The sequence below is a fragment of the Bradyrhizobium rifense genome (genome assembly GCF_008123425.1).
In the GTDB taxonomy this organism is placed as follows: Bacteria; Pseudomonadota; Alphaproteobacteria; order Rhizobiales; family Xanthobacteraceae; genus Bradyrhizobium; species Bradyrhizobium rifense.
Genome location: NZ_VSSS01000033.1, coordinates 43153 through 64072 on the forward strand (window position 1 = coordinate 43153; position 20920 = coordinate 64072).

A 20920-nucleotide genomic window follows, 5' to 3' on the forward strand; every position below is an offset into this window, starting at 1 on the left:
TGCGCCGCCGTCGTTGCTTCGCTTCGTTAGCAATGACGAGTAGGGTGATACAGTGATGACTCCACCCGCCACCTTTTCCTTCGACACTCCCGGCGATGCCGAACGCGCGGCCGAGCTGCGCCGCGTGAAAGCGCTGGCGACGCTGGTGCTGGCTTCGACGCTTCTGCTGTTCATCGTCGCGAAGTGGCTGTTGCCCGTGCATCCCGTGTTCGGCTTCATCGCCGCCTTCGCAGAGGCCGCAACCATCGGCGGGCTCGCCGACTGGTATGCCGTGGTCGCGCTGTTCAAGCGACCGCTGGGCCTGCCGATCCCGCACACTGCGATCATCCAGAGCAACCAGGCCCGCATCGCCGACAAGCTCGGCGAGTTCATCCAGGTCCATTTCCTCGAGGCCGGTCCGGTCGAGGCCAAGCTGAACGAAATCGATTTTGGCTCCTTCGTTGCCGACTGGCTGCGCGACCGCAAGCGCAGCGATGATCTGGCGCGCTTTGCGCTGCGCCTGCTACCGGAGGCGTTCTCGGCGACGGAAAGCTCCGGCCTGATGACCTTCATCATCCGCCGCATGTCCTCGCAGCTCCAGGCGATCGATCTTGCGCCGCTCGCCGCCGGCACGCTGCGCGGCTTTGTTGCGGAAGGGCGGCACCAGATCCTGTTCGACGATCTCCTGCGCGTAATGCACGAGACGCTGAACCAGAAAGAGACGATGGCGATGATCCGCGAGAAGGTGCGCGCGGAGTTGCCGACCCTGCTCAAGCTCTACCGCGCCGACAAGTTTCTGGTGAACAAGATCGTGTCGTCGGCAACCGCCTTCTTCAATGAAGTGCGCAGCGATCCCAAGCATCCGTTCCGCGGCGAGTTCGACCGCATGGTGCTGAGCTTCGTCGACCGGCTCGGCACCGATCAGGCCTATATCGACCGTATCGACGGATTGAAGCGCGATCTGTTGGCGCGTCCCGAGCTTGCCGATCTCGCCCGCACCGTCTGGGCCAACACGCGCTCCTTCATTGAGCGCAGCGCGTCCGGCGAGACCCAGGTGCTCCAGCATCATCTCGCCGGCATGTTCGTGTCGGCAGGCGATGCGCTCGCCGGCGATGCGGAGCTGCGTGGCGAGATCAACAAGGGCCTGGTGACGGTGCTGCGCAGCTTCGTTGCCGACCAGAAGAGCGGCGTCTCGACATTCATCTCCGACCAGGTCAAGGCGTGGGACATGGCGCAGCTGATTTCGCTGATCGAAATCAACATCGGGCGCGACCTGCAATACATCCGCTTCAACGGCTCGCTGATCGGTGGCCTCGCCGGCCTCGCGCTCTACTCCGTAGAATTCCTGCTCCGATTGTTGTGACTTTTGCGTCACGCCCGTTAGCATTAACGCGCGGGCCTATTGTGGCGCAGTGCTGCACCGGGTTGAATGTCGGGAACCGGCCGCCTAGCTGATTCATGTTGCGCTGCGGAACGTTCAAGAAGCCGGCGTATTGGAATTCATGCCCATTGCCGGCATCGCGGCCGGCGGGCTTTCCAGGAATTCTTGCCAAGGGGACTCATTGATGACCGCTACTGCCCAGACGCTGCGTCCGCCGTCCCGTACTCTGATGTTTTTGGAAGGACGCGCGATCCACGAATTCGGCGCATTCCTCGGCGCGCTGCCGCTGCTGAGCCTCGCGCCGCGCGGCGACGGGCATCCGGTGCTGGTGCTGCCGGGCCTGGTGGCTTCCGATGAGTCCACGCGCGCGCTGCGCACCTTTCTGACCAGCAAGGGCTATGCGGTGAGCGGTTGGCGCCAGGGCCGCAATTACGGCCTGCGCGAGGGCGTGCAGCACGCGATGGTCGATCTGGTCGAGGAGCTCAGCGACAAGCATGGTCGCAAGATCAGCCTGGTCGGCTGGAGCCTGGGCGGTCTCTATGCGCGCCAGCTCGCCAAGATGATGCCCGAGCGCGTGCGCCAGGTGATCACGCTCGGCAGCCCCTTTGCCGGCGATCCCCGGTCGACCAATGCCTGGCGCGTCTATGAATGGGCGAGTGGGCGGAAGTCCGACGAGGTCGATCCGCGCTTCGGCGGCGAGCTCGCCGTGCCGCCGCCGGTGCCGACCACTGCCATTTTCAGCCGCACCGACGGCGTCTGCGCCTGGCAGGGCTGCATGGAAAAGACGGGTGCGCAGACCGAAAGCATCGAGATCGACAGCAGCCATTGCGGCATGGGTCATCATCCCGCGGCGGTCTATGCGGTGGCCGACCGCCTCGCGCAGAAGGAAGGCGCGTGGCAGCCGTTCGATCGCGGCGGTTGGCGCAGCCTGGTCTATCCCGACCCGCATCGGTGAACTCTTTCTTCGCCTCTCCCCGGTTGCGGGGAGAGGCCGACACGCTCGGCAGCGCAATTGCGCGCCTGAGCGTGGCGGGTGAGGGGCGCTCTCCGCGAGTCCGTCTGGTACCGTCATTGCTGAAGCAGCCCCTCTCCCCGTAAGAACGGGGCGAGGGAGAAGAGACGGCCTCGCGACAGCTGTCGTTTCCGTCCATTGTCGCGCCTGCACCAAACGCGCTATGCCTCGCGCATGGCGCATCCGCTCTCCCGCATCATCGACCAGCTCAAGCGTGAGCCGTCACGCACGGGCTCCATCGTCATCACCATGTTCGGCGATGCCATCGTGCCGCGCGGCGGTTCGGTGTGGCTCGGCACGCTGCTGGCGTTCTTCGAGAGCCTGGACATCGATGCCGGCGTGGTGCGGACGGCGATGTCGCGTCTCGCCGCCGATGGCTGGCTGACGCGCGAAAAGGTCGGCCGCAACAGCTTTTATCGTCTTGCCGAGAAGGGCCGCGAAACGTTCGAGGCGGCGACGCGCCACATCTACGATCCGCCACCGTCGGACTGGACCGGCCGCTTCGAGCTGCTGCTGATCGGCAACGGCGAGGACCGCGACGCCTCGCGCGAAGCCTTACGCAATGCCGGCTTCGGCAGCCCGCTGCCGGGCGTCTGGGTCGCTCCGTCAGGTGTTCCGGTGCCGGAGGAAGCCGCGGGCGCCATCCGCCTTGAAGTGTCGGCGGAGGATGACAGCGGGCGTCGTCTGCTCAGCGCGAGCTGGCCGCTGGAGCGCACCGCCGACGCTTATCTGAAGTTCATGAAGACGTTCGAGCCACTACGTACCGCGCTTGTGCGCGGCACGGACTTGTCCGAGGCCGACGCCTTCACCGCGCGCATCCTCCTGATCCACTACTACCGCCGCGTTGTGCTGCGCGATCCGCGGCTGCCCGAGAGCCTGCTGCCGGCGGACTGGCCGGGCAGGGCTGCCCGCGAACTCTGCGCCGAAATCTATCGCGCACTGCTGGCCCCGTCCGAACAATGGCTTGATAGCCATGGAACCAATGAGAAGGGGCTGCTGCCGCCGGCGCGGAAGCAGCTGGAGCGCAGGTTCAGCGCCTGATTTTTATGTTACAGAAATATCTTGTATGAACTAATTTCTGATATATATTGTCTCCCAATCAATCGGGAGGATGCGCATGTACACCCAAGCGCTGAACACGGCCGAGGCGGATGACCGCCACCTCGAGGATGCGGCGCAGGCCGCGCATTTCCAGGCCCGCATCGATGCCGAAGAGCGCATCGAGCCGAACGACTGGATGCCGGCGGCCTATCGCAAGACGCTCACCCGCCAGATCTCCCAGCACGCTCATTCTGAAATCGTCGGCATGCTGCCCGAAGGTAACTGGATCACGCGTGCGCCGACCTTGCGCCGCAAGGCCGCGCTGCTCGCCAAGGTGCAGGACGAGTGCGGTCACGGGCTCTACCTCTATGCCGCGGCCGAGACGCTCGGCACCTCGCGCGAAGAGCTGGTCGACGCGATGCTCGCAGGCAAGGCCAAATATTCCTCGATCTTCAACTATCCGACGCTGACCTGGGCCGACATTGGCACCATCGGCTGGCTGGTCGATGGTGCCGCGATCATGAACCAGATTCCGCTGTGCCGCTGCTCCTACGGTCCCTATGCGCGCGCGATGATCCGCGTCTGCAAGGAGGAGTCGTTCCATCAGCGCCAGGGCTACGAGATCATGCTGACGCTGTGCGGCGGGTCTGATGAGCAGAAGGCGATGGCGCAGGACGCGCTGGACAGGTGGTGGTGGCCGGTGCTGATGATGTTTGGCCCACCCGATGCCACCAGCCAGCACAGCGACGTCTCGACCAAGTGGAAGATCAAGCGCTTCTCCAATGACGAACTGCGCCAGAAGTTCGTCGATGCCACCGTGCCGCAGGCCCAATATCTCGGCCTCACTATCCCCGATCCCGGCATGACTCAGGACGCAGAGGGGCACTGGCGCTACAGCGAGATCGACTGGACCGAATTCAAGCAGGTGCTCGCCGGCAACGGTCCCTGCAACCGCGATCGCGTCGCTGCGCGCCGCAAAGCGCATGACGATGGCGCCTGGGTGCGTGAGGCGGCAGCCGCCTACGCGGCGAAGCGCGCACATCGCCAGACCGCACAAGCCGCCGAGTAGGAGATTATTATGGCCACGCCGAACACGCCGCTGTGGGAAGTCTTCATTCGCAGCCGAAACGGGCTCGCGCACAAGCATGTCGGCTCGCTGCATGCGAGCGATGCCACCATGGCACTGCATGCCGCGCGCGATATCTACACCCGCCGCGGCGAGGGCCTGTCGATCTGGGTTGTGCCGTCGACCGCGATCACCGCAAGCGATCCCGCCGAGAAGGGCATGATGTTCGAACCGGCGGAATCGAAGATCTACCGGCACCCGACGTTTTATGAGGTGCCGGAAGAAGTGGGGCACATGTGATGCCCGCCGCCAACATCCAGGTCTCCGAAACGCCGCTGGTGCTCTACGCGCTGCGTCGTGCCGACGATGCGCTGATCCTCGGCCATAGGCTGTCGGAATGGTGTGGGCACGCGCCGATGATGGAAGAGGATATGGCACTCTCCAACATCGCACTCGACCTCATTGGCCAGGCGCGCGAGCTCTATACCTACGCCGCCAAGACCGAAGACAAGGACAACGACGAGGACAAGCTCGCTTATCTGCGCGACGTCAGGCAGTACCGCAATCTGCTGCTGGTCGAGCAGCCCAATGGTGACTTTGCCCAGACCCTGGTGCGGCAGTTCTTCTATTCCGCCTTCGCCGATCTCTATTGGCGCGCGATGATGACCTCGCGCGACGCGACGCTCGCGGCGATCGCCGCGAAGTCGGAGAAGGAGAGCGCCTATCATCTGCGCCATGCCTCGGAATGGATCATCCGCCTCGGCGACGGCACGGACGAGAGCCATCAACGGGCGCAGGCCGCGATCGATCACCTCTGGGCCTTCACGGGAGAGATGTTTGCCGTGGACGAAGGCGAACGCGCTCTGATCCATGCCGGTATCGCCGTTGATCCCGGCACCTTGCGCAGCCGCTGGCTGACGACACTGTCTGATGTCGTTGGTGAAGCGACGCTCCGGCTGCCGCAGAATGACTGGATGCAGCAGGGCGGCCGTTCGGGCCGCCACAGCGAGCATCTCGGCCATCTCCTGTCCGAACTGCAATCGATGCAGCGCACTTTTCCGGGGCAGACATGGTGACGGTGCTGGAGCACGATAGCGAGCTGCGCCAGCGCGCCTGGGATGCCGCGGCAAGCGTTGTCGACCCGGAAATCCCGGTGCTGACCATCGCCGATCTCGGTGTGCTCCGCGACGTCGTTCTCGACGGCGACCATGTCGAGGTTGCGATCACGCCCACTTATTCGGGCTGCCCGGCCATGAACATGATCGCGCTCGAAATCGAGGTCGCGCTGGAGCGCGCAGGCTTCCGCGAGCCAAAAGTGCGCACCGTGCTGTCGCCCGCTTGGACCACGGATTGGATGAGCGAAGAGGGGCGCCGGAAGCTGCACGCCTACGGCATCGCGCCACCGCAATCCTCACACTCACGTCGCGCGCTGTTCGGCGAACAGGCCGTGACGTGTCCGCAATGCGGCTCAGGGAATACGGAGGTCTTGTCCGAATTCGGCTCGACCTCCTGCAAAGCGCTTTGGCGCTGCAAGTCCTGCCGCGAACCCTTTGATTATTTCAAGTGTCATTGACCATGTCAGCAGCCGCACCGCGCTTCCATCGCCTGGCCGTCAACGATCTCCGCCGCGAGGCCTCGGACGCCGTTTCGATGACCTTCGCCATCCCGCGCGAGCTCGCCGATGACTATGCTTTCAGTCCCGGCCAGTATCTCACGCTCCGCGCCACGCTCGACGGTGAGGAGGTGCGCCGCTCCTATTCGATCTGCTCAGGCCCCGACGACGGCGAGATCCGCATCGCCGTGAAGAAGGTCGACGGCGGTGCGTTCTCGAGCTGGGCGGCCGACGAGCTGAAGCGCGGCGATGAGCTCGATGTGATGACGCCGACCGGGCGTTTTGGCGTGGTCCCGCCGGCTGAAGCCGGATGTATCCATGTTGGCTTTGCGGCCGGCTCCGGCATCACGCCGATCCTGTCGATCGTCAAGGGCGTGCTGTCGCGCGAGCCCGACAGCCGCTTCTTCCTGTTCTACGGCAATCGCGCGACCGACAACATCATGTTCCTCGAGGCGCTCGAGGAGCTCAAAGACCGCTTCATCGACCGCCTCTCGATCTTCCACGTCATCTCCGGCGAGGAGCAGGACATCCCGATCCTGCACGGCCGGCTCGATGGCGACAAGGCGAGGGTGCTGCTGCGCTCGCTGGTGCCAGCCGAAAGCGTCGATCACGTCTTTGTCTGCGGGCCGCTTGGCATGAGCGAGGAGATCGAGGCAACTTGTCGCGATATCGGCATTGCCGACGATCGCATTCATGTCGAGCGTTTCGTCTCCGAGTTCGGCGGCAAGCCGCGGCCGAAAAAGGCCGTTGCCGCCGACGCGCCACCGAAGGCGATTGCCTCCCTGATCATCGACGGTAAGCGCCGCGACGTGCCGGTCGCCGAGGACGAGGCGATCCTCGATGCTGCGCTGCGCGCCGGCGTCGATCTTCCCTTCGCCTGCAAGGGCGGCATGTGCTCGACCTGCCGCGCAAAACTGGTCGAGGGCGAGGCGCCGATGGACCTCAATTATTCGCTGGAGCCGTGGGAGCTGAAGGCCGGCTTCGTCCTGACCTGTCAGGCGAAGCCATCGTCGGAGCGGGTCGTTGTCGACTACGACCACGTTTGACAGTGTTGGCCAACCAGCAGAACATCATGAGCAAGCATTTGGTCGGGAGAAGCGCGTGAACGTCAAAGCCGCCCTGTCGCCTGAGGATGTTGCCCGCGCCTGCGCGGATGCGATGTGGTCGGAGGACGATGCCTCCAAAGGCCTCGGCATGGAGATTGTCGAGGTCGGTCCGGGTTTCGCGACGCTCGCCATGACGGTGCGGCCGGACATGGTCAACGGCCAGCGCATCGCCCATGGCGGTTTCATCTTCACGCTCGCCGATTCCGCCTTTGCCTTTGCCTGCAACTCGCACAATGACCGTGTCGTGGCTGCACAGGGCCAGATCACCTTCATCAAGCCCGGCAAGCTCGGCGATCGCCTCGTCGCGAAAGCGCGGGAGGTCACCCGTGGCGGCCGCTCCGGTATCTACGACGTGCGCGTCACCGCGGGTGACACTGTCCTCGCTGAATTCCGCGGGCATTCGCGTGTCATTCCCGGCACGTGGCTGCCGGCGCAAGAACAGTAAGAGATCAATAGAGAAAAGAACAAATCAATGTGGGGAAACGAGGATGGCTTTGACCAGGCTCAAGGAAGGCGGCCACACCTATAAGGCCGAGCTGGATGCGCATGAGCGCGCGTCACGCGATGAGATCATGACGCTCCAGACCCAGCGCCTCGCGTGGTCGCTGAAGCACGCCTATGACAACGTCGCGCATTATCGCAAAGCCTTCGACAAGGCCGGCGTGCATCCGTCCGACTTTCGCGACCTCTCCGATCTCGCAAGGTTTCCGTTTACGGTGAAGACGGATCTCCGCGACAACTACCCCTTCAACATGTTCGCAGTGCCCCGTGAAAAACTGGTACGTGTGCATGCGTCCTCAGGCACGACGGGCAAGCCGATCGTCGTCGGCTACACCCAGCGCGATATCGAGACCTGGTCGGAGGTGATGGCGCGCTCGATCCGCGCAGCCGGCGGCCGCACCGGCATGATCATCCACAATGCCTATGGCTATGGCCTGTTCACGGGCGGGTTGGGTGTGCATTACGGCGCCGAAAGGCTCGGTTGCACGGTGGTGCCGATCTCGGGAGGCATGACCGAGCGGCAGGTGCAGCTCATCAACGACTTCCGGCCTGATATCATCACGGTGACGCCGAGCTACATGCTGGCGATCCTCGACGAGTTCAAGCGCCAGAAGCTCGATCCGCGCCAGTGCTCGCTCAAGGTCGGCATCTTTGGTGCCGAGCCCTGGACCAATGCGATGCGCGGCGAAATCGAGGACGCCTTCGACATGGACGCGACCGACATCTACGGCCTCTCCGAGGTGATCGGCCCCGGCGTCGCGCAGGAATGCATCGAGACCAAGGACGGCCTGCACATCTGGGAAGATCATTTCTATCCCGAGGTGATCGATCCCGTAACCGGCGCGGTGCTGCCGGACGGCGAGAAGGGCGAACTGGTGTTCACCTCGCTCACCAAGGAAGCCTTCCCGGTGATCCGCTATCGCACCCGCGACCTGACGCGGCTGTTGCCTGGCACAGCACGGCCGGGCATGCGGCGCATGGAGAAGGTGACGGGCCGCTCGGACGACATGATCATCCTGCGCGGCGTCAACCTGTTCCCGACCCAGATCGAGGAAGTGCTGCTCGCCACCGACTGGTGCGGCGGTCACTTTATCCTCGAATTGACCCGCGAAGGCCGCATGGACGAGCTGACCATCATCGCCGAGGCGCGGCCAGAGAGCTGGGATGGCCGCGGGTTGGTCGACCACGCCGATCGGATCTCGACCCATATCAAGAACACGATCGGCATCACCTCAAGGGTGCAGGTCGTCGCGCCCGCCACGCTGGAGCGCTCGCTCGGCAAGGCCAAGCGCCTCTACGACAAGCGGCCGAAGGATTGACTTGACCGCCCCCAGAGGCGACAAGGCCCGCGAGACATCGCGGGTCTTTCTTATGTCACCAGCAGATACCAAAGCCGTCGAGGCGCGTTGCGTCCGCCTCAATGCCAAGGCCGAAAACGCCGCTGCGGTTGCACCCAGCGTCGAGCGCCATACGCTGACGCGCGGCCCGAACGATCTCCTGATCGAGGTGAAGGCTGCCGCCGTCAACCCGTCCGACGTCAAGGCTGCCACGGGGCTGATGCCCTATGCCGTGTTCCCGCGTACGCCCGGCCGAGACTATGCCGGCGTGGTGATCGACGGGCCGGCCGGCACGATCGGCCGCGAGGTGTTCGGCTCCTCTGGTGATCTCGGCATCCGCCGCGACGGCACTCATGCGAGCCATCTCGTGGTCGAAGCTGACGCGGTCGTGGAGAAGCCGGCGAGCGCATCCTGGGAGGAGGCCGCCGGCATCGGTGTGCCCTTCGTCACCGCGATGGAAGGCTTTCGCCGCGCGGGCGTGCCGAAGAGCGGCGAGACGGTTCTCGTGTTCGGCGTCAACGGCAAGGTCGGTCAGGCCGCGGTGCAGATCGCGACATGGCAGGGTGCTCGTGTCATCGGCGTGGTGCGCAAGGCGGAAGCCTATGAAGGCCACAGCAATGCGCCGATCGAGGTCATCGACGCTTCAACAACGGACGTCGCCACACGCGTGCGCGAATTGACCGGCGGCAAGGGTGCCGACATCGTCTTCAACACGGTCGGCGATCCCTATTTCCAGGCGGCGCACAAGTCGCTTGCGCTGCGCGGCCGCCAGATCCTCATTGCCGCCATCGACCGCATCGTGCAGTTCAACATCCTCGAATTCTACCGGGGACAACACACCTATGTCGGTATCGACACACTCGGCCTGTCGTCGGTCGCGACCGCTGCCGTGCTGCGCGATCTCGGTCCCGGCTTTGCGAGCGGGCAGCTGAAGCCGTTCCCGATCAACGCGAATGCGATCTATCCGCTCGAGCGCGCGAAGGAAGCCTACGTTGCGGTCGCCGGCTCCTCGCGGGATCGCGTGATCCTGAAGCCGTAATCATGGAGTCGCCCGCCCAGCTCGTCATCCTCGCCGGCCTCATCATTGGCCTGGTCTATGGCGCCGTCGGCCTGCTCAGTGGCTTCTGCCTGATGAGCAGCATGCGCGGCTTTCTGACGGATGGGGACGGGCGGCTGGTGCGCAGCTACGCGTTGGCGATCGCGGTCGCGATTGCCGCGAGCCAGTTCCTCGCTGGCAAGGGCATGGTCGACCTCGGCAAGTCGATCTACCTGCAAGCAACCTTTTCGGTGCCGGTGCTTTTCCTGGGCGGCCTGCTGTTCGGCTACGGCATGGTGCTGTCGAACGGCTGCGGCTCGCGCGCGCTGGTGCTGCTCGGCCGCGGCAATCTCCGCTCCTTCGTCGTCGTGATCGTGCTCGCCATTGCCGCGCAGATGACGCTCAAAGGCCTGATCGCGCCGGCACGCATTGCGCTGGTTCAGGCTTCTCAAACGACCGTCAGCGTTAATTCGCTGCCGACACTATTGACGACGCTTGGCCTCGGTGAAGCCGGTTCGCGCGCGCTGGCCGCAGCTGCGATCGTCGCCGCGCTGATCCTTTTTGCTTTCGCGCATCCAGTGTTTCGCCGCTCGCCGGGCCAGATCGCGGCGGGCGTCATTGTCGGTCTGCTCGTTGCCGGTGGCTGGTACGTCACTGGCTATCTCGGTGCAGACGACTTCAATCCCGTCCCGGTGACCTCGCTCACCTTCATCGCGCCGATCGCCGATAGCCTGCAATACGCGATGCTCTCGACGGGCCTGATGCTCAACTTCGGCATCGCGACCGTTGTCGGCGTCTTTGCCGGCAGTCTGGTGACCGCGCTCGCCACGGGCCGCTTCCATCTCGAAGGCTATTCATCGCCACGCCACATGCTGCGATCGGCTGGTGGCGCCGCCCTGATGGGGATCGGCGGGGTGATGGCGTTCGGCTGCTCGATCGGGCAGGGGCTTACCGGCATATCGACGCTCGCGCTGGGCTCGTTCATTGCGGTCGCCGGCATCCTGCTCGGCACGACGGCAGGCTTGCGCGTTCAGCCGCTGGCGGTGGCCTGACGGCGCAGCAGCCGGTCGCCCAGCGTCGCAAGGCCAATGCCGGCCACGATCAGTCCGGCTGCAACGGCCAGACTGATGTCGATGGGCTCACCCAGCAGGATGGCCGCACTGGCGATGCCGACGAGCGGCGTCCCGGTGGTGCCGAGCGCCGTCGTCAGAGCCGAGATGCTCTTGTTGACCATCGACATCGCCCAATAGGCCAGCGCGGTCCCGATCAGGCCGGAGTACAGGAACAGCAGCACGAGCCTCCACGACCATTCCGCATGCGGCAGGCCATCCGTGATCAGCGCCGACCCTGTGAGCACGATGGTTGCCACGAGCACCTGCCAGATCAAAAGCTGGAGCGGGGACGCGATCCAGCGATGCGCGCGGATATAGATGATGTTCGCGGCCCAGGAGATCGCGGCCAGGATCACCATGCCGGCGCCGAGCACGACGTTTGCGTTGGTCCAGTCGATCGACGTCGGGTTCAGGATCACGGCAAGCCCAACCAGTCCGAGCAGGGCGCCGGCGAGCTTCGGCGCCGTCAGGGTGTCCTTCCCGAGCAGGGGGGCAGCGATCGCGACCCAGAGCGGCGTCGTGTAGCCGAGCACGATGGCCTTGCTCGCGGGCAGGAACCGCACACCGGCCGCAACCAGGACCGAAAATATCGTCATGTGCAGCAGCGCGACGCTCAGGACCACAGGAATGTCGCGCCGCTTCGGAATCACCAGATTGTTGCTCAGTCCCAGGATCACGAACAGGCCAGCCAGCGCGATCCAGCTCCGGATAGCCGAAGTCCACAATGGTGGAAGGAATTGCACGAGCTGCTTCGTGATCGACCAGTTCACGCCCCAGGCCAGCACGACGATGAGGAACAGCCCGATGGCTGTGCGGGGAGAGAGGGAAGAGTTCATCGCAGAATCCTTGAAGCAATTTGGTCTGCGAGATAGCATCCCGACTGGCACCTGAATAAGTGCCAGATCGGAGAGGAATAAGGTGCCAGTTTCAGAAAGCATGATCTCCGGCTTGATCGGCCTGAACCGGGCCGACGATGAAGGGTTGGTGGCGCAACTGACGAGCCAGCTTCGAAGCCTGATCGCGGCCGGCCGCCTCGCCAGAGGCCGCGCGCTGCCGTCGAGCCGCCGGCTTGCGAGCGATCTCGGCGTCTCCCGCAACACCGTCACCTATGCGTTCGAGCAACTCGCCGCTGAAGGATATCTGGAGGCGTCGCACGGACGTCGTCCCGTGGTGACGATCGATGGTGCTGAGCGCATCGAAGCAGCGGGCGCCGTCGCTTCGCGCGTTCGCTCCGCCAGGCCGCAGCTCTCGCCTTGGGCTTCGCAGCTCAGGCAGACGGACTGGCCGATGTCCTATCAGGCGCCTCAAAAACCGTTGCGGCCGGGGCACGGCGATTTCAGGGAGTTTCCGAACGAGGTGTGGGCGCGCTGCCTGCGCCACAGCGCCGTGCGCGCGGCCAGGCGCGAGCTTGGTCCGGTCAACCGCACACGCCTGCGCGAGGCGCTGGCGCATTATCTCGCGACTAGCAGAGGCGTTCGCGCCACGGTGGACCAGATCCTGATCCTGCCAAGCGCACAGGCTGCGCTGACCTTGATAGCGGCTGCACTCGTTAGGCCGGGCGACGACGTCTGGGTCGAGGATCCCGGCTATCCCGGCGCCGCGGCCGCCTTCCGTGCGTCAGGCGCGCGCGTGACTGGCATCAAGCTGGATGAGCAGGGCATGCAGCCGATGCCGGGAATGGCCGTGCCCAAGCTCGTCTTCATGACGCCATCGCACCAGCATCCGACCGGACGGCTGATGTCGCTGGCCCGGCGCACCGCGTTTCTCAGGTCGAGCAGGCCCGGCAAGACCTGGATCGTCGAGGACGATTACGACGGTGAATTCCACTATGACAGCCGGCCGGTGCCAGCCTTGCAGGGGCTCGATGCCCATGGCCGCGTGTTTTATGTCGGCACGTTCTCGAAGGCGATGACGTCGGATATCCGGCTCGGCTATCTCGTCGTGCCGCCGGCGCTGGTTAGCACATTCGAGATCGCGCAGCGGCATATCGGCTTGATCGCTTCCAGTCACATCCAGGAAGCGCTCGCCGAATTTATCGCCGATGGGCATTTTCTGGCGCATCTGCGCCGGGTGCGCCGTCTCTATCACGCACGGCGCGATCACCTCGTCGAGGGACTGGAGCGTCATCTCGGCGAAGTGCTCTCAGTCGAGGTGCCCTCGGGCGGCATCCAGCTCGTCGCCCGCCTCAAGCGCGGGCGCGCCGATCAGGCGGCGGTGAAGCGATTGGTCGACGCAGGCGTTGAAACCCGCGCTCTATCCAGCCTGGCGCTGGGCAAGCCGTGCGATCATGGCCTGTTGCTCGGCTTTGCGGCCTGGCGCGAGAGCGAGATCAGTGCTGCGGTACGAACGATGGCGTCGTGCTTCTAGAGCATGATCCGGAAAAGTGTGAAGCGGTTTTCCGAAAAGATCATGCTCAAACAATAACGTGCTAGTCCACCGCCTTCGTGACGATGCGGATCTCCGAGGTCAGCGTCCGGTGTACCGGGCACTTGTCGGCGATCTCCATCAGCTTCTTGCGTTGCTCGCCATCAAGCGCGCCGTCGATTGCGATATCTCGCTCGATCTGGTCGAGCATGCCGTCCCGCGTATCGCACTCCGCGCAGTCCTTGGCGTAGATTTTTGAATGCTTCAAAGTGACGGTAACGCGGTCGAGCGGCAGCGACTTGCGGTCAGCATAGAGTCGCATGGTCATGGAGGTGCAGGCACCGAGACCGGCGAGAAGGAAATCATAGGGCCCGGGACCGGTATCTTCGCCGCCGGCCGCCACCGGCTCGTCCGCCACCAGATGATGCGGCCCGACGGTGATGATCTGGTTGAACTTGCTCTTGCGGGTCTCCTGCACCACGACCCTTCGCGGCTCCTCCGAGGAACTCGACGTTTGTACCGGCTTTGCCGCGTCGATGTAGCGGCTCGCCCAGGCTGCGATCACATCGGCCGCGTAGAGCGCATCGGCCGGCTTGGTCAGCAGATGATCGGCATGGTCGAGCGAGACAAAGCTCTTGGGGTGTTTTGCCGAAACAAAGATCTTGGTCGCGTTGTCGATGCCGACGGTGTCGTCGACTGGTGACTGCATCACCAGCAGCGCCTTGTGCAAGCCGGTGATGTCCTTCATCAGCTCGTGTTCGGCGACGTCGTCGAGGAACTCGCGCTTGATCCGGAACGGTCGCCCGGCGAGCGAGACTTCGACCTCGCCCTGCGCTCGGATGTCGTCGATATGTTCTTTGAAAAGACCGGTGACGTGAGCAGGATCAGACGGCGCCGCGATGGTTGCGACCGCCTTGGCTTCCGGAATCTTTCCGGCGGCCGCCAGGATCGCCGCGCCGCCGAGACTGTGCCCGATCAGGATCGATGGTGCCTTGCGGGTCGCACGCAGGTGATCGACGGCATGCACGAGATCGGCGACGTTGGACGAGAACGTCGAATTGGCGAAATCGCCTTCGCTGGAGCCAAGCCCGGTGAAATCGAAGCGCAGCACCGCGATGCCCCTGGCGGCAAGTGCAACGGAGATGCGCCTGGCGGCCAGCGTGTCCTTGCCGCAGGTGAAGCAGTGGGCGAACAGTGCGTAAGCTACGGGCTCGCCGTCAGGCAGCTCCAGCGCGGCTGCGAGCTGATGACCGCCTTCGCCGGTGAATTGAAAGCGTTCCGTCGGCATGGGCTCCCCCTTGTCTTTGCTCGACCTTAGTCGGCTGAATAGCGCTGCTCTGCCCAGGGATCGCCGCGGTTATGATAGCCGCGGACTTCCCAGAAGCCCGGCGCGTCCTCGGTGACGAATTCGATGGCCTGGAGCCATTTCGCGCTCTTCCAGAAATACAGATGCGGCACCACGAGTCGTACCGGGCCACCATGCTCGCTGGACAGCGGCTGGCCCGACCAGCTATGGGCGAGTAGCGCGTCCTCGGCGGCAAAGTCTTCCAGTGCAAGGTTGGTGGTGTAGCCATCAGATGAATGCAGCACCACGAAACGCGCATCGTCCCGAGGCTGGCAGGCTGCGAGCAATTCGCGTGTCGCGAGCCCTTCCCACACATTGTCGTAACGCGACCAGGTCGTCACACAATGGATGTCGGAGGTGAACTGCACCTGCTTCTGCGCGGCGAACTCAGCAAAGGTCCAGAACACGGGGGTCTCGATCGCGCCGTAGACGTCGAGCCGCCAGCGCTCGCGGGAGACCGGTGGCAAGACCCCGAGATCAAGTACCGGCCAGTCTTTTGTCAGATGCTGGCCTGGCGGCAGCCGCTGGTCTTCCGGGCGCGTCACCTTGCCGGTGAGGAAGCGGCCCTCGCGCGCCCATTTCTCCTTGGTGCGCGTCAGCTTGCTGTCGGATGGCGTTTCGTCGGCCATGATCTACTCGAAAATGAGCTACTCGTGGCGGTGCATCGCGGAGGCATGCTTGGTGTCGCGCATGGTAGAATAGATGATCAGCGACAGGAAGATGACGCCGGCGAGATAGTAGTAGAACCACTCCTCGTGCCCGATGCTCTTGAAATAAAGCGCGATCGCGGGCGCCGTGCCGCCGAAGATCGAGACGGTGATGGCATAGGGCAGGCCAACACCGAGGGCGCGGACATTGGTCGGGAACAGCTCGGCCTTCACCACCGCATTGATCGAGGTGTAGCCGGCGACGAACAGCCAGGCGCAGCAGATCAGGATGAAGGCCATGAAAGGCGACTTGGTCTCCTTCAGCGTCATCAAAAGCGGCACGGTCGCCAGCGAGCCAGCGACACCGAAGAAGATCAAAAGCGGCTTGCGGCCGATCTTGTCGGAGATCGCGCCATAGATCGGCTGCAGGATGGTCGCAAAGATCAGCGTGCCGAAGATCACGAAGGTGGTCTGGTCTTCGGTCAGGCCCACCGAGAGCTTGACGAAGGTCTGCATGTAGGTGGTGAAGGTGTAGAACGCCGCGGTACCGCCGGCGGTGAGGCCGACCACGAGCAAAAGCTCGCGCGGATAGCGCAGCAGATTGGTGATCGAGCCGGTCGGCTGCACGACCTTCTTGGCTTCCTCAAAGGCTTCAGTCTCATGCAGGTTGCGCCGCATCACCGCGGCGAAGATCGCGAGCGCAGCGCCGATCGCGAACGGGATGCGCCAGCCCCAGGCCTTCAGTTCGTCGGGCGTCAGGAAGACCTTTTGCAGGAGCAGCAGCACGATGATCGCGGTGAGCTGGCCGCCGATCAGGGTCACGTACTGGAAGCTCGAATAGAAACCGCGATGCTTGGGATCGGCGACTTCGCTGAGGTAAGTGGCGCTGGCACCATATTCGCCGCCAAGGCTCAGGCCCTCGATCACGCGGGCGAGCGCCAGAATCACCGGGGCGGCAAAGCCGATCGTGGCATAGGTCGGCGTCAGCGCGATAATCAGCGAACCGAAGCACATGAACACGACCGACAGCGTCAGCGAGATGCGCCGGCCGTAGTGATCGGCGATATAGCCGAACAGCCAGCCGCCCAGCGGGCGCATCAGGAAGGTCGCCGCGAACACCACGGCGATGTTCAATTGCTGGACCACGGGGTCGCTGCCGGGGAAGAAGGCCGGGGCGAAGTAGAGCGCAAACGCCGTATAGGCGTAAAAGTCATACCATTCGACGAGATTGCCGATCGAGCCGATGAAGATCGCCTTGATCCGGCGTTCGGCGTCGGCGATGTCAATGTGGTCGGAGGCCGGTTTGATTGCCTGCTCTGTCACGTCCGGCCTCCCAGAAATCCTGTGTCTGAGAGCCTACATCGCCTTTCCAAGCAGAAATGGCAACTGGCGGGGGCCTCTTACCGTGCCTTGTGACCAGGTCACGGTGCCCGCCGGGTCGAGCCGGAAGTCCGGAATCCGCTTCAGCCATTCCTCCAGCGCGACCTGCATCTCCATCCGCGCCAGGTTGGAACCAACGCAGCGGTGGATGCCGAGGCCAAAGGCGGCATGGCGGTTTTCCCGCCGGTCGATGACGACCTTGTCAGCGTCCGGAAACATTTTGGGATCGCGATTGGCGGCCGGGAACGACAGCAGCACCATGTTGCCCGCCTTGACCGGGCAGCCTGAGACCGTGGTCTCCTTGACCACCTCGCGGGCCATCGTCACCGGCGAGTAGGCCCGCAGCAGCTCCTCCACGGCGATCGGGATCAACCCGGGCTCGGCGATCAGCCGCTCGCGATCGGCCGGCGTCCGGGCGAGATGCCACAGCGAGGAGCCGATCGCGCTCCAGGTGGTGTCGATGCCGGCGATCAGGAGCAGCCGCAGCGAGCCCAGCACGTGCGACTCCTCCAGCGGCTGGCCTTCCTTGTCCTTGGCATTCATCAAATAGGAGATGAGATCTTTGGTCGGCTTCGACCTCCGTTCCTCGATATGCGTCCTGAAATAGGCGCTCATCTCCTGCACCGCCTGGAGCAGCTTGTTCTCGTCCTTGATGCCGAGCTCCAGGATCATGTGGATCCAGTTGATGAAGAGATCGCTGTCGCTCTCGGGAATACCGAGCATGTGCGCGATGGCCTGAACCGGAATGTATTTGCCGTACTGCGCTGCGGCATCGACCTTGCCGTCGGCGATGAATCCGTCGATCAGCTCGTTGCAGATCGCACGCATGCGCGGCTCGAGCTTCTTCATCGCATCCGGCGTGAACGGCGGCAGCAGCAATTGCTTGGCCGGCTTGTGGACGGGCGGATCGGAGGTGATCGGCGGGGCCGCGTTTCGGGCGACCTCGGGGCGCACATCGCGGACGATGATGCGGCGCGACGAAAAATGCTCGGCGTCGTTGGCGATTTCGCGCACCGCCTCATAGGTCGTCGGCATATAGCAGCCGAGGAAGCGCTCGGTATGCACGACCGGGCTCGCGGCGCGCAGCTCTTCCCAGATCGGGAAGGGATCGTCCGTCCATTGCGGATCGGTGTGGTCGAAATCATTGACCCAGTCGGTCACGGGCGGATGGGCAGTGGGCTGGCTCACGTCGGACATGGCAGGAAAATCCCTTGAATATCCCTTGGGGCTCGTGTTCGCTGAAGGCACTCAAAGCGCGCGCGGGCAGGGGCCGCGCTACTCCTCGATCACATCGATCGCGATTTCCGGGCAGTTGGATTTGGCAAGCCAGGCCTTGTCTTCGAGGCCCGGCGGAACCGTGCCGTCTCCGGCTTCGTGGGCGTTGCCGTATTCATCGAGCTCGAACAGCTCCGGCGCCAGCGCCTTGCAGCGTGCGTGGCCCTGGCATTTGTCGGGATCGACGTGAACTCTCAGTCGTTCTGCCATTGCGGCTCCCTCGATCGTCTGCGCGTGGCCCGAAGGGCGGCGCGTTCCTCTTGTCAATGTTGTCTGCGACATTTGCCGCTTATTCTAAGTTATATGCTATTACATTCGCGGCAGGCTTCCCCTGTCAAGCGCAAACTTATAGGCTTCGCCGTAACATGCGTTCACAACTCGCTCGCAAGCCCGAAAACACCTACCACCATGGCGATCTCCGCGACGCCTTGATCAAGGCCGCGTTACGCGAGGCGGAACAGGGCGGAGTGGAAGCGATCAGCATCAAGGCGCTGGCAAAGCAGCTCGGGGTTTCGCAGCCAGCGCCGTACCGTCATTTCGCTGACCGCGAGGCATTGCTTGCCGCGGTGACGGCGGAGGCGTTCCGGCAGCTCAGCGCGCTTCTCAGGGAGGCGATGGCGAAGCCGTCGAAGCAATCAAAGCTGTCGCGGCTGGCGCAGGCAACGCTCGATTTTGGCCTGCGCCGCAACGGCATCTATCGGTTGATGTTTGCCTCGCGCACGGTGTCTTGCGCAGCCAAGGGCAGCGAGCTGCACGAGGCGACCCGTGAAACATTTGCGCTCGTCATCGAAGCGCTGGAAGCGCCAGCCGTCAGATATTTGCGCGAGCGCCAGGCGCTCAAGATCTGGGCGGCGCTGCACGGCGTCGTGATGCTGGCCGAGCAGGGCCTGTTCACCGGTGAGGCCGCACATGCCACGCGCGAGGAACTGGTCGAGGATTTTGTGAACGAGACGAAGGCCGCGCTCGCCCTCGCGATCAAGGACGCGCAGCGTCGAAAGAAGGCCGACGCTTAGGCCGTCGCTTTCAGCAGCCGCATCAGCTTTTCGACTGCGCTATCCGGCGTGGTCACGACGGGGCGGCCGGTGGCCTCCGCAACGAGCGGCGCAGTTGCGGCGATGCTGAACTGGGCCAGCGCGATGACGTCGCAATCGCGAAGGTCCCTTGACGCCTCGACGATCAGCCGGTCATGCGTGGCTCGGTCGCCGCGGTCGAGTGCGGCCAGCGCGCCGTCGGCAAGCTTCGGCACGATCTGGACGGAGGCTGGAAACTCCGGCGGCATCGAGACCAGCGTCGGCGGGAAGGTCGAGAGCAGGCCGATCTTCTTGCCCATCGTCACGGCCCGTTCGATCATCGCTTCGTTCGGCTTGAGCACCGGCATCGGCGCATGCGCCCGCGCGACGGCATCGATGCAGGGACCGAAGGCCGAGCAGGTGAACAGGATCGCGTTCGCCTCCGTCGCTGTCACATAATCGCCGAGCGCAAGAAAGCGCTCGGTCATGGCATCGCTAAGCTTGCCGTCGCGCGCCAGATCCGCCGACAGGCTGTCGTCGAGCAGGTTCATCAGCCGCGCCTCCGGCCACGCCTGCGCGAACGCCGCCTCGATCGGGGCGATGGAGTGCTTGAGGGCGTGGATCAGGGCGATGCGCATGGGTGGTGTCTCTTTTCCCTCGCCCCGTTCTGACGGGGAGAGGGCTGGGGTGAGGGGCTCTTTACTTGAACGGCACCGCGTACATCAAGCCGCCCTTGCTCCAGAGGCCGTTGAGGCCGCGCTCGAGCTTGAGCGGGCTCGCCTTGCCGACGTTGCGCTCATAGATCTCGCCGTAATTGCCGGTGGCCTTGATCGCCGTGACCAGCCATTTGTTGTCAAGACCAAGCCGCGAGCCGAGATCGCCGGAGGCGCCGAGTAGCCGCTGGATCGCGGGGGTCTGCGACTTCGTCATCTCGTCGACATTGGCCTGGGTGACGCCGAGCTCCTCGGCTTCGATCAGGCCGTAATGCAGCCAGGTGATGATGTCGCTCCAGACCTCGTCACCGTTGCGGCTGAAGGGCCCGAGCGGCTCCTTGCTGATGGTCTGCGGCAGTACGACGTAGTCGGCCGGGTTTGGCGCGGCGGTCGTCACGGCACCGGCAAGCGCGGAGGCGTCCTGGGTCATGGCATCGCAGCGGCCGCCGAAGAAGGTCTGGTACATGGTGTCGACGCGGTCGAACACCAGCGGCTTCCAGTCGATGCCGTTGGCGCGGCCGTAATCGCCGAGCGTGACTTCGTGCGTGGTGCCTTGCGCAACGCAAACGGTGGCGCCCTTCAGGTCCTTGATCTCCTTCACGCCGAGGTCCTTCTTTACGACAAAACCTTGGCCGTCGTAGAAGTTGATCGGACCCTGCCGCAGGCCCAGCGTGACGCCGCGCAGATAAGTCTGCGTCGAGTTGCGGTAGAGCACGTCAATTTCGCCCGATTGCAGCGCGGTGAAGCGGTTCTGCGCGGTCAGAGAGACGTAACGCACCTTGTTGGCATCACCGAGCACACCGGCCGCGAGCGCGCGGCAATAGTCGACGTCGAGACCCTTGTAATTGCCTTGCGAGTCCGGTGCCGAGAAGCCGGCAAAGCCCGCGCTGACGCCGCACACCAGCGTGCCGCGGCTCTTGACCGTGTCGAGCGTCGCCGCCTGGGCGACCACCGCCGATGCCGCGAGCACGCTCGCCGCGATAACCATTGTCCTCATCATGTG

Annotated in this window: 22 protein-coding genes; 14 read left to right on the plus strand and 8 right to left on the minus strand. The window is 64.1% G+C overall.

Annotated features, from left to right (window positions below; translation table 11 throughout):
• Positions 1 to 55 precede the first annotated feature (55 nt).
• The 12 genes from FXB40_RS22495 to FXB40_RS22550 all read left to right on the plus strand — a co-directional run bounded on the left by FXB40_RS22495 (position 56) and on the right by FXB40_RS22550 (position 11123).
• Positions 56 to 1342 carry a DUF445 domain-containing protein gene (locus FXB40_RS22495; RefSeq protein ID WP_148774390.1) on the plus strand — a complete coding sequence of 429 codons (1287 nt, stop codon included), beginning with the start codon at positions 56 to 58 and terminating at the stop codon, positions 1340 to 1342.
• A 202-nt stretch (positions 1343 to 1544) separates the two neighbouring features.
• Positions 1545 to 2315, plus strand: coding sequence for an alpha/beta fold hydrolase (locus tag FXB40_RS22500; RefSeq protein ID WP_148774391.1), 771 nt, complete (start codon positions 1545 to 1547; stop codon positions 2313 to 2315).
• Positions 2316 to 2546: 231 nt separating this feature from the next.
• Complete coding sequence (paaX, locus tag FXB40_RS22505) at positions 2547 to 3413, plus strand: phenylacetic acid degradation operon negative regulatory protein PaaX (RefSeq protein WP_148774392.1); 867 nt, start codon at positions 2547 to 2549, stop codon at positions 3411 to 3413.
• A gap of 76 nt (positions 3414 to 3489) precedes the next feature.
• Entirely contained in the window at positions 3490 to 4482 is a 993-nt protein-coding gene (paaA, locus tag FXB40_RS22510) for a 1,2-phenylacetyl-CoA epoxidase subunit PaaA (protein WP_187437072.1), read from the plus strand.
• 9 nt (positions 4483 to 4491) lie between these two features.
• On the plus strand, positions 4492 to 4779 hold the full coding sequence (gene paaB, locus FXB40_RS22515; protein WP_148774394.1) for a 1,2-phenylacetyl-CoA epoxidase subunit PaaB: 288 nt from the start codon (positions 4492 to 4494) through the stop codon (positions 4777 to 4779).
• The gene (paaC, locus tag FXB40_RS22520; protein ID WP_187437073.1) at positions 4779 to 5555 is read left to right on the plus strand and encodes a 1,2-phenylacetyl-CoA epoxidase subunit PaaC; all 777 of its coding nucleotides are present in this window, start codon (positions 4779 to 4781) and stop codon (positions 5553 to 5555) included. Before paaB ends, paaC begins: the two co-directional genes overlap by 1 nt.
• Positions 5549 to 6052, plus strand: a complete 504-nt coding sequence (paaD, locus tag FXB40_RS22525) for a 1,2-phenylacetyl-CoA epoxidase subunit PaaD (RefSeq protein ID WP_148774396.1) — start codon at positions 5549 to 5551, stop codon at positions 6050 to 6052. Before paaC ends, paaD begins: the two co-directional genes overlap by 7 nt.
• Before the next feature lie 2 nt (positions 6053 to 6054).
• Entirely contained in the window at positions 6055 to 7137 is a 1083-nt protein-coding gene (gene paaE / locus FXB40_RS22530) for a 1,2-phenylacetyl-CoA epoxidase subunit PaaE (RefSeq protein ID WP_148774397.1), read from the plus strand.
• Between the two features lie 55 nt (positions 7138 to 7192).
• Positions 7193 to 7642: a hydroxyphenylacetyl-CoA thioesterase PaaI gene (gene paaI / locus FXB40_RS22535; protein WP_148774398.1), complete on the plus strand. Its 450-nt coding sequence runs from the start codon at positions 7193 to 7195 to the stop codon at positions 7640 to 7642.
• A gap of 43 nt (positions 7643 to 7685) precedes the next feature.
• Positions 7686 to 9017 carry a phenylacetate--CoA ligase PaaK gene (gene paaK, locus FXB40_RS22540; RefSeq protein WP_148774399.1) on the plus strand — a complete coding sequence of 444 codons (1332 nt, stop codon included), beginning with the start codon at positions 7686 to 7688 and terminating at the stop codon, positions 9015 to 9017.
• A gap of 52 nt (positions 9018 to 9069) precedes the next feature.
• On the plus strand, positions 9070 to 10074 hold the full coding sequence (locus FXB40_RS22545; RefSeq protein ID WP_148774400.1) for a quinone oxidoreductase family protein: 1005 nt from the start codon (positions 9070 to 9072) through the stop codon (positions 10072 to 10074).
• Positions 10075 to 10076: 2 nt separating this feature from the next.
• On the plus strand, positions 10077 to 11123 hold the full coding sequence (locus FXB40_RS22550) for a YeeE/YedE family protein (RefSeq protein WP_148774401.1): 1047 nt from the start codon (positions 10077 to 10079) through the stop codon (positions 11121 to 11123).
• Here the strand turns inward: FXB40_RS22550 and FXB40_RS22555 are convergent.
• The gene (locus FXB40_RS22555; protein ID WP_148774402.1) at positions 11102 to 12019 is read right to left on the minus strand and encodes a DMT family transporter; all 918 of its coding nucleotides are present in this window, start codon (positions 12017 to 12019) and stop codon (positions 11102 to 11104) included. The two genes, FXB40_RS22550 and FXB40_RS22555, sit on opposite strands and share 22 nt — an antisense overlap.
• Positions 12020 to 12119: 100 nt before the next feature.
• Between FXB40_RS22555 and pdxR the strand changes: the two genes are divergently transcribed.
• Entirely contained in the window at positions 12120 to 13550 is a 1431-nt protein-coding gene (gene pdxR / locus FXB40_RS22560) for a MocR-like pyridoxine biosynthesis transcription factor PdxR (protein WP_187437079.1), read from the plus strand.
• Between the two features lie 61 nt (positions 13551 to 13611).
• Here pdxR and FXB40_RS22565 read toward each other — a convergent pair whose 3' ends face one another.
• The 5 genes from FXB40_RS22565 to FXB40_RS22585 form a co-directional block, all read right to left on the minus strand.
• Positions 13612 to 14835, minus strand: coding sequence for a bifunctional alpha/beta hydrolase/OsmC family protein (locus tag FXB40_RS22565; RefSeq protein WP_148774404.1), 1224 nt, complete (start codon positions 14833 to 14835; stop codon positions 13612 to 13614).
• A 26-nt stretch (positions 14836 to 14861) separates the two neighbouring features.
• The gene (locus FXB40_RS22570) at positions 14862 to 15521 is read right to left on the minus strand and encodes a sulfite oxidase-like oxidoreductase (protein WP_148774405.1); all 660 of its coding nucleotides are present in this window, start codon (positions 15519 to 15521) and stop codon (positions 14862 to 14864) included.
• Between the two features lie 18 nt (positions 15522 to 15539).
• The gene (locus FXB40_RS22575; protein WP_148774406.1) at positions 15540 to 16862 is read right to left on the minus strand and encodes an MFS transporter; all 1323 of its coding nucleotides are present in this window, start codon (positions 16860 to 16862) and stop codon (positions 15540 to 15542) included.
• A gap of 33 nt (positions 16863 to 16895) precedes the next feature.
• On the minus strand, positions 16896 to 18116 hold the full coding sequence (locus tag FXB40_RS22580) for a cytochrome P450 (protein WP_148774407.1): 1221 nt from the start codon (positions 18114 to 18116) through the stop codon (positions 16896 to 16898).
• A 78-nt stretch (positions 18117 to 18194) separates the two neighbouring features.
• Positions 18195 to 18404: a ferredoxin gene (locus tag FXB40_RS22585; protein WP_148774408.1), complete on the minus strand. Its 210-nt coding sequence runs from the start codon at positions 18402 to 18404 to the stop codon at positions 18195 to 18197.
• Between the two features lie 155 nt (positions 18405 to 18559).
• On the opposite strand from FXB40_RS22585, the gene FXB40_RS22590 reads away from it, so the two are divergent.
• The gene (locus tag FXB40_RS22590) at positions 18560 to 19207 is read left to right on the plus strand and encodes a TetR/AcrR family transcriptional regulator (protein WP_148774409.1); all 648 of its coding nucleotides are present in this window, start codon (positions 18560 to 18562) and stop codon (positions 19205 to 19207) included.
• Here FXB40_RS22590 and FXB40_RS22595 read toward each other — a convergent pair.
• Both FXB40_RS22595 and FXB40_RS22600 read right to left on the minus strand, forming a co-directional pair.
• On the minus strand, positions 19204 to 19842 hold the full coding sequence (locus FXB40_RS22595; RefSeq protein WP_148774410.1) for an aspartate/glutamate racemase family protein: 639 nt from the start codon (positions 19840 to 19842) through the stop codon (positions 19204 to 19206). The two genes, FXB40_RS22590 and FXB40_RS22595, sit on opposite strands and share 4 nt — an antisense overlap.
• 61 nt (positions 19843 to 19903) lie before the next feature.
• Complete coding sequence (locus tag FXB40_RS22600; RefSeq protein ID WP_148774411.1) at positions 19904 to 20917, minus strand: amino acid ABC transporter substrate-binding protein; 1014 nt, start codon at positions 20915 to 20917, stop codon at positions 19904 to 19906.
• Positions 20918 to 20920: the final 3 nt, after the last annotated feature.

What these genes read in the sequence shown, in the direction of transcription:
- paaX (WP_148774392.1), top strand. Translation starts at nt 2,547, where the DNA reads ATGGCGCATCCGCTCTCCCGCATCATCGACCAGCTCAAGCGTGAGCCG.
- FXB40_RS22585 (WP_148774408.1), bottom strand. Translation starts at nt 18,404, where the DNA reads ATGGCAGAACGACTGAGAGTTCACGTCGATCCCGACAAATGCCAGGGC.
- paaK (WP_148774399.1), top strand. Translation starts at nt 7,686, where the DNA reads ATGGCTTTGACCAGGCTCAAGGAAGGCGGCCACACCTATAAGGCCGAG.
- pdxR (WP_187437079.1), top strand. Translation starts at nt 12,120, where the DNA reads ATGATCTCCGGCTTGATCGGCCTGAACCGGGCCGACGATGAAGGGTTG.
- FXB40_RS22600 (WP_148774411.1), bottom strand. Translation starts at nt 20,917, where the DNA reads ATGATGAGGACAATGGTTATCGCGGCGAGCGTGCTCGCGGCATCGGCG.
- FXB40_RS22550 (WP_148774401.1), top strand. Translation starts at nt 10,077, where the DNA reads ATGGAGTCGCCCGCCCAGCTCGTCATCCTCGCCGGCCTCATCATTGGC.
- paaB (WP_148774394.1), top strand. Translation starts at nt 4,492, where the DNA reads ATGGCCACGCCGAACACGCCGCTGTGGGAAGTCTTCATTCGCAGCCGA.
- FXB40_RS22565 (WP_148774404.1), bottom strand. Translation starts at nt 14,835, where the DNA reads ATGCCGACGGAACGCTTTCAATTCACCGGCGAAGGCGGTCATCAGCTC.
- FXB40_RS22595 (WP_148774410.1), bottom strand. Translation starts at nt 19,842, where the DNA reads ATGCGCATCGCCCTGATCCACGCCCTCAAGCACTCCATCGCCCCGATC.
- paaC (WP_187437073.1), top strand. Translation starts at nt 4,779, where the DNA reads ATGCCCGCCGCCAACATCCAGGTCTCCGAAACGCCGCTGGTGCTCTAC.
- FXB40_RS22500 (WP_148774391.1), top strand. Translation starts at nt 1,545, where the DNA reads ATGACCGCTACTGCCCAGACGCTGCGTCCGCCGTCCCGTACTCTGATG.
- paaE (WP_148774397.1), top strand. Translation starts at nt 6,055, where the DNA reads ATGTCAGCAGCCGCACCGCGCTTCCATCGCCTGGCCGTCAACGATCTC.
- FXB40_RS22545 (WP_148774400.1), top strand. Translation starts at nt 9,070, where the DNA reads ATGTCACCAGCAGATACCAAAGCCGTCGAGGCGCGTTGCGTCCGCCTC.
- FXB40_RS22590 (WP_148774409.1), top strand. Translation starts at nt 18,560, where the DNA reads ATGCGTTCACAACTCGCTCGCAAGCCCGAAAACACCTACCACCATGGC.
- FXB40_RS22555 (WP_148774402.1), bottom strand. Translation starts at nt 12,019, where the DNA reads ATGAACTCTTCCCTCTCTCCCCGCACAGCCATCGGGCTGTTCCTCATC.
- paaD (WP_148774396.1), top strand. Translation starts at nt 5,549, where the DNA reads ATGGTGACGGTGCTGGAGCACGATAGCGAGCTGCGCCAGCGCGCCTGG.
- FXB40_RS22570 (WP_148774405.1), bottom strand. Translation starts at nt 15,521, where the DNA reads ATGGCCGACGAAACGCCATCCGACAGCAAGCTGACGCGCACCAAGGAG.
- paaA (WP_187437072.1), top strand. Translation starts at nt 3,490, where the DNA reads ATGTACACCCAAGCGCTGAACACGGCCGAGGCGGATGACCGCCACCTC.
- FXB40_RS22580 (WP_148774407.1), bottom strand. Translation starts at nt 18,116, where the DNA reads ATGTCCGACGTGAGCCAGCCCACTGCCCATCCGCCCGTGACCGACTGG.
- FXB40_RS22495 (WP_148774390.1), top strand. Translation starts at nt 56, where the DNA reads ATGACTCCACCCGCCACCTTTTCCTTCGACACTCCCGGCGATGCCGAA.